Source organism: Pedobacter sp. 10L46_2, from assembly GCF_056395165.1.
This window is the reverse complement of the sequence record NZ_JBFTIZ010000269.1, coordinates 1-10,296: the sequence shown is the minus strand read 5'-3', so window position 1 is coordinate 10,296 and position 10,296 is coordinate 1. Positions and strand designations below refer to the sequence as shown.

The window sequence follows — 10,296 nt, the reverse complement described above, 5'->3', positions numbered from 1 at the left end:
GTCCTTCGTGAGTTGTGGGGTGACCTTGTAACCTTGAATTTAATTTTCTGAAAGTTGCCAGTTCACTAATGTCGAAATATCCCGACCTGGCCAGAACGCTGTAGAAAACTGGTGAAATGTGTCCGTTAGAAAGGAAAAACAAATCTTCGCCTTTTCCATCCATTGTAAAATCAGTAGAGTGGTTCATTACCTCGAAATACAGTGCGGTAAAGAAATCTGCACAGCCTAGAGACCCTCCCGGGTGACCAGATTGGCAGCCGTGTACCATTCTAACAATATCCCTTCTTACCTGAGAAGCAATATCTTCTAATTCTTTGATTGTATGTTTCATTAATTGGGGTTGTTGATTAATATGACAAACTTAACTAAAACTGCGCAAGCATTCATGCGCACAGTTAAAATAAATATTCCAATTATAGGGCTTATATTTTAAAAAATACTCAGATAATAATAAAAAGGAATATTAAAAGACATGGCAAAAAAACGCAGGTCAGAAAATACCTGTTTTAGCTACTAGTAAATTGTTTTTTGTTGATCTAAACTGAAAGGGTGTAATATTAAACTATGCCGACAATTGAAAAATAATTTTTTAACATTTAGAAAATATTTGTTTATATTTATGTTAGTTGCATACCAAACAAAGAAATAGATGCATGCCAACCAATTAAAATATTGGAGTGAATCAGATCTTTTCGTTAAACTCGGTGAGGGGGACGAGCGGGCCTTTGGCCACGTATTTAAGAAATATTTTTCTTCTCTATGTTATTTTGCGAACAAGTATGTGTTTGATGTGCAGGAAGCCGAGGACATCGTTGAAGAGGTTTTTGAGAAACTTTGGAAATGCAATCATCATATCAGTTGTTCAGAGCATTTGAGATCGTATTTGTATATGGTTACCAAGCGTACCTGTATGGACCATCTTAGCAAGAATAATCATGCTAAAGAAAGGCAATTGAATTTTGCGATGCGGATTGGAGATCAGGAACCAGATTTTATTTATGAAATGATTCGTTCCGAGGTTTTAAGGGATATTTACCTCGAAATTAATGGTTTGCCAGAACAATGTAGTAGAATTGTTTCTATGAGTTATATTGAGGGGCTTCGTAACGAAGAGATTGCAGAAAAGCTTGGACTTTCTGTTCAAACGGTTAAAAATCAGAAAACCAGGGGTGTCTCCATTCTAAGAGGCAGGCTTGTATAGTACTTTTTATGTTACTTTTGGAAGCGTCTAATTAAATAATTCAAGGCAGAATAGGTCGCTTCGGCACTTAAAGCTTCTATTTCAATTGAATTTACATCCCAAAGAGCCAATCCATCTCTCGCGTGCATTAACCGACCATTAATTTCAAAAGCCCCAGATATATTGAGAGTATGGAGGATTACATAAAGATTCATTTGACTAATGATAAGCCTGTTTTAACATTAATGTCTTTAAAAAAGATACTAGAGTTCATCCCAGAACAGTAATTTAGGCGAATTCACAGAAGTTATATTATTCCTTTATTTCGGCTCAGATCTGTTCAAAATAGAAAGATACAACTGAGTCATATTATACTCCCAATCGGAGAAAGTTATGCGGAGCAGGTTAAAAGGGGTGGCTTAGAACTAAACTATTATGAGGATTTCCTGTTATAAAAGACCTTAATTGACTTCCTTTTTCTAATTTAGTGAAAATTTAATGCCATTTGAATCCTAAAAAAGCGACTGCAGATTTAAACATCAAATCTTTAACTTTTAAAGAGCGGATAGCCGCGTTCAGGAATTTGCCAGAGTTTTTTGAACTGGTATGGCAAACCAGCAGATGGATGACGATAGGCAATTTTGCCCTGCGAATTGCAAGATCAATTATGCCTCTCGCTATCCTTTGGGTAGGTAAGCATATCATTGATGAAGTAGTGCACTTAAGCAATGACGGAACCAGCCATTCGCAAGAATATCTGTGGAAACTGGTGGCGTTGGAGTTTGGATTAGCTATACTAACTGATATTCTGAGCCGTGCTATTAATTTGATGGATGGTTTATTGGGTGATTTGTTTTCCAATTATACGTCAGTAAGGATCATGAACCACGCCGCAACTTTAGATTTAGACCAGTTTGAAGATTCGATCTTTTATGATAAACTGGAGCGGGCAAGGCAGCAAACGGTGGGCCGTACTGTGCTATTATCGCAGGTAATGAGTCAGATCCAGGACCTGATTACCATGGGATTTCTTGCAGTAGGATTAGTTGCCTTTAATCCATGGCTCATAGTTGTATTATTGGTTACTATTCTCCCTGCATTTTTGGGTGAATCATATTTTAATGATCAGAGTTATGCCCTTTCAAGAAAGAGAACACCTGAACGAAGAGAACTTGATTATGTTCGCTATCTGGGTGCTAGCGACGAAACGGCAAAAGAAGTTAAGGTATTTAATCTTTCCGGTTTTATCATTAGCCGTTTTAAAACACTTTCAGAAAGGTTTTATACAGAGAATAAACAATTGTCTTTACAACGCTCGGTATGGGGCACCTTTTTTGCCTTTTTAGGAAGTACAGGATATTATCTTGCTTATGTATATATTATATATAGAACCATTAGTGGAAGTATTACTATTGGTGAACTTACATTTATGGCAGGCTCGTTCAGACAGATGCGCTCGTTAATTGAAGGAGTGTTGTTACGTTTTACAGCAGTTTCTCAGGGAGCTATTTATCTTAGTGATTTCTTTGAGTTTTTTGAAATCCAGCCTAAAATCCGAAATTTGCCACAGGCTAAGCCTTTCCCGAATCCCATTAGACAAGGTTTTAAGTTTGAAGATGTCGGGTTTCAATATGCACATTCAGAACGTTGGGCTAACCGCCATTTAAGCTTTACACTTCATCCTGATGAGAAGCTTGCATTGGTAGGAGAGAACGGCTCTGGCAAAACTACATTGGTTAAGTTACTGGCAAGGCTTTATGACCCAACAGAGGGTAGGATATTGCTAGATGGGGTGAATTTAAAAGAATATGACCTGGACGAATTGCGGATGAACGTTGGTATTATATTTCAGGATTATCTCCGTTACCAAATGACGTTTGCACAAAATATTGCAGTTGGAAATATACAAGAACAGGATAATAGAGCTCTGATAGAAAATTCAGCAAAACAAAGCTTAGCAGATGTACTGGCAGAAAAGCTCCCTTTTCATTACGATCAGATGCTTGGTAAACGCTTTTCTCAAGGAGTAGAGTTGTCTGGTGGAGAGTGGCAAAAAGTAGCTCTGGCCAGAGCGTATATGAAGGATGCACAACTCTTAATTCTTGATGAGCCAACAGCGGCCCTTGATGCGAGGGCTGAATATGAGGTTTTTCAACGTTTTGCGGAATTAACAAAAGGGAAATCTGCTGTACTGATCTCTCACCGATTTTCTACTGTGCGCATGGCCGATAGAATACTTGTACTAGAGAAGGGTCAATTGATAGAAATCGGCAGTCATGAAGAATTGATCCTTAAGAAAGGAAGGTATGCTGAATTGTTTGATCTGCAGGCAATGGGATATAGGTAAAAAAAGATTTGATTAGTACGATTGAGTTTTCGCATCGTAATAATAGCATCAATCGAAAAAGGATGCAATCAGAAGAGCAAATTAAAAGAATAGTGTCCATCATAGGTAAGCAGATTAGAGGGGAGCTGAACGCAATTGATGAGCGTGATTTGGAGATATGGATATCTGAAAGCAAGACAAACAAGATTTTGTTTGATCAGCTGACGGATCCGTCTTATAGACAAGCTGAACTAATGGAGATGCGAAGTTTTACAAGCGCACCTGCGGCATTTGCAAACTTTATGGAAAAATATGGCGATCGTATACCTACTGAAGATCAAGTATATATTTCTCCAAAACCTGAATTGACAAAGAAATGGGATTATGAATTCTTAAAATATGGAGCCACCGCCATTATTCTTTTAGCACTTTCTACAGGCTTTTTTATTTACCTTAATAATAAAAGCGTAATTGAAAGTAATGATTCGCAAGCCAATTTATTGCCCCGATCTAAAATATTAAGAGCCAACGATCAATCCTTGATTTTAAAACCAAGCCCGCATTCAGCCCTTGTTGATAAGAATGCCCATGTTTATAATATAAATATAAAAGAAGCGATAACCTGGAAACAAGGTTTCTTTACCATCAAGAATGAAACTCTTGAATCTCTCATGAAAAGGATTGAAAGCTGGTATGATGTAGATGTAATATATGCCGATTGCAATATTGGTAAAACCTTATACACCGGCTCCACCTACAGGTTCAGTAATATCTATTCATTACTCAATAAGCTCGAAAGAACCGGTCCCGCTAAATTTAAGATTGAAGGCAGAAGGATCATGGTTGAACTTCGGTATCGATAGTTTTTCCCCAATTTGGCTGTCCTGCCTAAATAGCACCACAACTTTTTAATAACATGGTAATTGATAGGATACACAAACGTTTGCGCAAACAAAATGAGCAAATATTAAGTGTTCAAAAATTTTTTAACAAAAAAAAAAAAACAGTAAACAAAACCTAAACCTAATTATGACCAACCAAACAAACTCGACTGTAATTTCGCCCATTGTAACTATTGGGGCTCTGTTTTTCATTTTTGGCTTTGTAACATGGGCCAACAGCACATTAATACCCTTTCTGAAACTGGCTTGTGGTTTGAAAACTGACTTTGAAGCCTTTCTGGTAACATTTGCTTCTTATATTGCTTATTTCTTTTTAGYATTGCCATCATCATGGATTCTTAAAAAACTGGGCTTTAGAAATGGTATCATTATTGGATTGCTTATTTTGGCTTTCGGTTCTTTAATCTTTATCCCGGCTGCAAGTTCAAGAAGTTTTGGTCTGTTCCTCACAGGTATATTTATCCAAGGTGCTGCTCTATCTTTGTTGCAAACTGCTTCAAATCCATATATTAGTATTATAGGTCCGATAGAAAGTGCGGCGAAACGCATAAGTATAATGGGGTTATGTAATAAATTTGCCGGCATTATTGTACCTATTATTATGGGTACCTTGTTTCTTAAAAATGCGTCTGGTATTGAAGCCAAAATTAATGATGCAGCAACTACCCTTGCTGAAAAAGAAGCCCTTTTAGCCGAGGTTTTAGGTCGCGTTTATACACCTTACATTGTTTTAGCAATTGTATTTACTGCTTTTGCATTGTTCATTAAATACTCTCACCTGCCTGAAGTGGATGTAGATAAGGAAGAGGTAATTGAAGGTGATGATGTAAAATCGACAAAGACTTCAATTTTCCAATTTCCACATTTATTTTTAGGAGCCTTCTGTATTTTTGTTTACGTGGCTGCGGAGGTTATGGCTGGCGATATAATTGGAGTGTATGGTAAAGCTTTAGGGATCAGTGCCGACATTAGCAAGTACTTTACAACACTTACATTAACCAGTATGCTGGTTGGCTATGTGATAGGGATTATCGCTATTCCTAAGTACATCAGTCAACAGGCTGCATTAAAAATCTGTGCAATTTTGGGTGTAATATTTATCTGTGCCGCTTATGTAACCACCGGTTACTATTCAGTAATTTTTGTTGGACTTTTGGGGCTGGCAAATTCATTAATGTGGCCTGCTATTTTCCCTTTGGGCATTAAAGGATTAGGAAAGTTTACTAAAACCGGATCGGCAATCATGATTATGGGTATTGCAGGTGGAGCGATCTGGCCATTGATTTATGGCTACCTTAAGGATTATGCACATATGCATTTCCAGCTTGCCTTCTTTGTGAGTGTGCTACCTTGTTATTTATATATATGGTTCTTTGCCGTATACGGACATAAGATTAAATCTTAAGAATAAAGTATAAAGAAGAAAAAGGCTGTCCGAAAAGATAGCCTTTTTTTTGTGTTTATTCATTTATGACAATGGAAATAGGCTGTTTTTTGAACAAAATGAATGAGGCAAATAGGTGCCTTGTTCAGGTTAAAAGGATTATTTTTAAAAAAAATGTAAAAAATTAGGGTTTTACATTTGATTAAAATTCTAGTTATGCTTATTTCCTTGTTACGAAAGAAGCTCAATGATATATCTATATCCAGAAAACTATATTTTACCATTGGTATAATCACTTTTTTGGTTATAGTAGAGTTGTGCACTTTATGGTTCTCAATTACGACACTGTCAGCAGTTAGATCTTACGTCGGTGGGGAAGGACTATGGTCCAAATCGCAGAAGAATGCTATTCTGAACCTCAGGGAGTATGGCTACACTTATGATGAAAAGAATTATCACGCTTTTAAAGAATTTCTAAAGGTTCCTTTTGGTGATAAAATTGCCAGAATAGAAATGGGAAAGGCAAATCCTGATCTGGAGGCAGTAAGAGCGGGTTTTTTGCAAGGCAGAAATCATCCAGCCGATATTGATAATATGATTGGCCTCACCAAGAGATTTAGTAAGGTGTATTACTTGAATAAAGCCTTTGTTGCATGGCAAAAAGCTGAGCCGGTTTTAGATGAGCTTCTTACGATTGGTGAGGAACTTCATGCGTTGATTACGGCTCCAAAGATAGATAAGGAAAAGATAAAGATTTTGCTAAACGAAATTGAAAGACTTAATACTGAGCTTACCATTTTAGAAGATGGGTTTTCTTATACACTTGGAGAAGGCGCAAGATGGTTAGAAAGTATGGTGCTTAAATTGGTTCTGGCGCTTTCGATAACCATTGGTACAACTAGCATTGTTATTGCCATATCTATAAACAAAAGTATTAAAAAAGGCCTGGATGTTATCGTAGAGGGTGCCGAACTTGTAAAGAAAGGGCAACTTGACACCCGCGTAAAGATTTTTGCAAATGATGAAATTGGAAGGGTAGCTAATGCATTTAATGAAATGATTGAGACCTTGGAACATAAAGTAGCAGAATCAAAGGTTACGGAAGCTAAACTTGTAACTGAGCGGCATAGAGCTCAATCTTCTGAGAAAGCCAAGCACGTTTTCCTTGTAAATATGAGCCATGAAATAAGGACTCCTATGAACGGTATTCAAGGGTTTGCGAGCTATATTAGAGAGTCCCTGGTTGATAAAGAACATCTTGAGGCAATTGAGATGATTATAAAATCTGCCGATCATTTAATGAGGATATTAAATGACATTTTGGATTTTTCCGGGCTTGGTAATGAGGATGTTGATTTTATTAAACAACCGTTAAAAGTTAGGGATGTAATTAAAGATGCTTGTCTTTATGTGGAATCTAATGCCAAGTTTAAGAAAATTGGTTTAAGCTATTCTATAGGAACAAGAGTACCAAATATTTTTATTGGGGATTCTATCCGGCTCTCTCAAATTTTTGTGAACCTGGTATCCAATGCCATAAAATTTACAGAAAAAGGCGAGGTGGTTATTTCTGCAGATCTTATAGAAGAAACCAAGGAGAATGTGATTATTGAGTTCAGGATTAAAGATACAGGGATTGGAATCCCAATCGAAAAGCAACAGAAAATATTTGAGTTGTTTGAGCAGGGTACAAGTGGAACTTCACGTAAGTTTGGGGGGGTTGGTTTAGGATTGAGTATGGTTAAACGACTGGTTGAACTACAGAATGGAAAAATATTCTTGGAAAGTACCCCGGGAGACGGGTCTGTGTTTTATTTCAGAATGCCTTTTGTGAAAATAAATGATCGTGAAAAGGATAACCATATTCCTGCCGGACCTGATACTGGAGAAGAGCCTGGAAGGGGAATCAAAGTGCTGATTGTTGAAGATAATCCAATTAATCAGCTTTTGGTTATCAAGGTATTGCAAAAGAGAGGATACGAAACCACAATTGCTCAAAATGGGAAAATAGGTATAGAAAAATATAAGAGCGAGGATTTTGATATTATTTTAATGGATCTGCAAATGCCGGAAATGGACGGATATGAGGCCACTAAATACATACGCCGGATGGGCGCAGAAAAAGCAGGTATTCCAATTGTGGCTATGACGGCCCATACCATACAGGGAGAGCTCGAGAAGTGCCTGGCAATTGGAATGAATGACTATGTTTCTAAACCTTTTAGTTCGGATGAACTAAATTTAAAGATTCAGCATCTTGTTGGAAGTAAGCATAAAGATGAAAAGTCTGTACTAAAGTAACTCTAAAACCTGTGCAGTTGAATTCTTAGTATCTACCTTTTTTATGATGTGCGAGATGAGGCCAGTTTCATCAATAAGGAAAGTAGTTCTATGGGTTCCCATATATTTCTTTCCATACATATTTTTTTCGCCCCAAACACCGTAAGCTTCAACAATTTTTTGATCAGTATCAGCAAGGAGTGTAAATGGCAAGCTGTGTTTTGTAACAAATTTTTGGTGTGATTTTTCGTCATCAACACTTACGCCCAATACTACAATTCCTTTGGCTGTTAGTCCCTGATAATTGTCTCTGAAATCACACGCTTCTGCAGTACAACCTGGGGTGTCATCTTTAGGATAAAAGTAGAGTACTACTTTTTTTCCGATAAATTGTGATAAGGAAACATTGTTGCCATCTTGGTCTTTCGCAGTAAAATTCGGGGCCTTTTGGCCTTCTTTTAATTCACTCATAATGCTATTTATAAAAAGAAATTGAATAATTTTTGATGTTGTCTTTCATATCTGAAACAATCACCTCCAGCATATGTTTGCCCGGAGGCGTAGTGTCATCAAATGTATGCCATAAAGAAGCTGTTTTGGTGTCAAACTCCATTAATACCCATCTTCCGTCAATATAGCCATTAAAGCTCTTAATTCCGGATAAGTTATCTCTGATTTTGAATGACATTTTACTTATTCCAGCCATGCTTTTCCCATCTGATATATTTAAGGGGATTATGCTTGGTGGAATAGTGTCTATGGCTATAAAGAAGCTTCCAAAGGTGCGTGGTTTGGCTTTTACATATCCATTTTCATAATATCCGCCTTGTGACGATCTTGAAGTACTTACGATAAGGGCCTTTTCTTTGTACTTGTTAATTGAACTGTCTGCTTTAATCCATATTTCAAATCCCGAATGCAATGGAGTTAAAGGGTTATGAATCTGATGTATATTCGAGAATGCATTTGTTAACGGTTTTGGTAAGGTCTTGTATATAAGGTTAAGATCATTATAGAGCGTGCCCTTTGGAAGGATTACCTTTACATCTGGGTTGTTAAATTCATTGAGCGTAGCATATGAATAATGAGTACCTGCAGAGGGCTCAGGGCTGTTTATTATAGCTTTTTCATCGGCCTGCACATTGAATGACAGAACACTTTTATTGCCCGTTGCGTCTGATATAATATACTTTACCTGATGTAGCTTGCCGTCAGTGAATTCTACCCGGCCATTATTTATCAGATTGCTGTAGATATTTAAAGGATTGCCTGGATCAACAAAACTTTTCTGAATATTTCTTTTAGTGTTTATAAACGTTGGATAATCTATATGCGAGTTGATTCCCCTGCTATTATCAAACTGAAATTTTTCAAGAGCCGAAGTATAAATAGGTTTGCCATCTATCTCGAGCTGAATAGAATAAACACCATTTGTTCCCGAAGCACCGTTGTGTTTGTCGGTGGCAACAATACCAAAGCCAACCTCACCGCTTAAATTGATTGTGGTTACTTTGTTAAGGTGGTAATTGCCGGGGGCTCCACTAATCTGAAAGTATTGTTTAGGTGTAAATTCGTTAAATGGTTTCTTATTTAAACGATAAACATACATGGAATAAAGCACAGGGGGGATGTTGTCTGGTATTTCTAGACCAAATAGCTGCGGATTGATTGTAGCTTCTGTTTTAGTGTCTCTGATCTCAAAATGAAGGTGAGGGCCACCCGAGCTTCCTGTATTGCCAGAATAAGCAATAACATCTCCCTTGTGCACTGGTATAAGCAGTGAGTTAGGAAAGGAGTCGACTTCATAACTCTTCTTTTGATATTGAATGGTTTTTACTTGTTGTGCTATTTTAGGGCTAAAGCGTTGAAGATGGCCATAAACAGAAGTGTAACCATTTGGATGATTAATGTAAAGGGCAAGGCCGAAGCCGCTGTTCTGTACCCGAAGCCTGGAGATATATCCATCTGCAATGGCATATACGGGGTAGCCTTCTCGTTGATTGGTCCGATAGTCCATGCCAGAATGAAAGTGGTTAGCCCTTAATTCTCCAAATGAGCCGGCCAGAGCCGGTGGTGTAATGTCTAGAGGAGCCCTGAAATCCACTAGTGGGTATTTGTTGCCGCTGAATACTTGTTGTCCTTTTAAGCATACTACTGAAAGAGCAACAAGTATTAGTGTTAAGTTCAGTTTAATCATCAATGCTATTTTATATCGAAATTAAGT

The 10,296-nt window shown here is 37.4% G+C and carries 8 protein-coding genes and 1 pseudogene; 5 read left to right on the top strand and 4 right to left on the bottom strand.

The annotated features are described in order from the left end of the window. Positions 1 to 331: pseudogene (locus AC1DDX_RS21915) on the bottom strand (transketolase); the annotation flags it as partial. Positions 332 to 649: 318 nt separating this feature from the next. Here AC1DDX_RS21915 and AC1DDX_RS21910 point away from each other — a divergent pair. Next, on the top strand, positions 650 to 1,201 hold the full coding sequence (locus tag AC1DDX_RS21910) for an RNA polymerase sigma factor (RefSeq protein ID WP_337717346.1): 552 nt from the start codon (positions 650 to 652) through the stop codon (positions 1,199 to 1,201). Positions 1,202 to 1,212: 11 nt separating this feature from the next. Here the strand turns inward: AC1DDX_RS21910 and AC1DDX_RS21905 are convergent, their stop codons facing one another. Further along, complete coding sequence (locus AC1DDX_RS21905) at positions 1,213 to 1,395, bottom strand: pirin family protein (protein WP_262889297.1); 183 nt, start codon at positions 1,393 to 1,395, stop codon at positions 1,213 to 1,215. A gap of 290 nt (positions 1,396 to 1,685) precedes the next feature. Between AC1DDX_RS21905 and AC1DDX_RS21900 the strand changes: the two genes are divergently transcribed. From AC1DDX_RS21900 to AC1DDX_RS21885, 4 genes are all read left to right on the top strand, one after another. Continuing rightward, on the top strand, positions 1,686 to 3,527 hold the full coding sequence (locus tag AC1DDX_RS21900; protein WP_337717348.1) for an ABC transporter ATP-binding protein: 1,842 nt from the start codon (positions 1,686 to 1,688) through the stop codon (positions 3,525 to 3,527). 62 nt (positions 3,528 to 3,589) lie between these two features. Beyond that, on the top strand, positions 3,590 to 4,369 hold the full coding sequence (locus AC1DDX_RS21895) for a DUF4974 domain-containing protein (RefSeq protein WP_337717350.1): 780 nt from the start codon (positions 3,590 to 3,592) through the stop codon (positions 4,367 to 4,369). 166 nt (positions 4,370 to 4,535) lie between these two features. Continuing rightward, entirely contained in the window at positions 4,536 to 5,813 is a 1,278-nt protein-coding gene (locus AC1DDX_RS21890; RefSeq protein ID WP_477622594.1) for a sugar MFS transporter, read from the top strand. 195 nt (positions 5,814 to 6,008) lie between these two features. Beyond that, entirely contained in the window at positions 6,009 to 8,093 is a 2,085-nt protein-coding gene (locus AC1DDX_RS21885) for a response regulator (protein WP_337717352.1), read from the top strand. On the opposite strand, the gene bcp is transcribed toward AC1DDX_RS21885, so the two are convergent. Both bcp and AC1DDX_RS21875 read right to left on the bottom strand, forming a co-directional pair. Next, on the bottom strand, positions 8,085 to 8,543 hold the full coding sequence (bcp, locus tag AC1DDX_RS21880; RefSeq protein WP_172661200.1) for a thioredoxin-dependent thiol peroxidase: 459 nt from the start codon (positions 8,541 to 8,543) through the stop codon (positions 8,085 to 8,087). The genes AC1DDX_RS21885 and bcp overlap by 9 nt on opposite strands. 4 nt (positions 8,544 to 8,547) lie before the next feature. Next, the gene (locus tag AC1DDX_RS21875) at positions 8,548 to 10,269 is read right to left on the bottom strand and encodes a M23 family metallopeptidase (protein WP_337717354.1); all 1,722 of its coding nucleotides are present in this window, start codon (positions 10,267 to 10,269) and stop codon (positions 8,548 to 8,550) included. Positions 10,270 to 10,296: the final 27 nt, after the last annotated feature.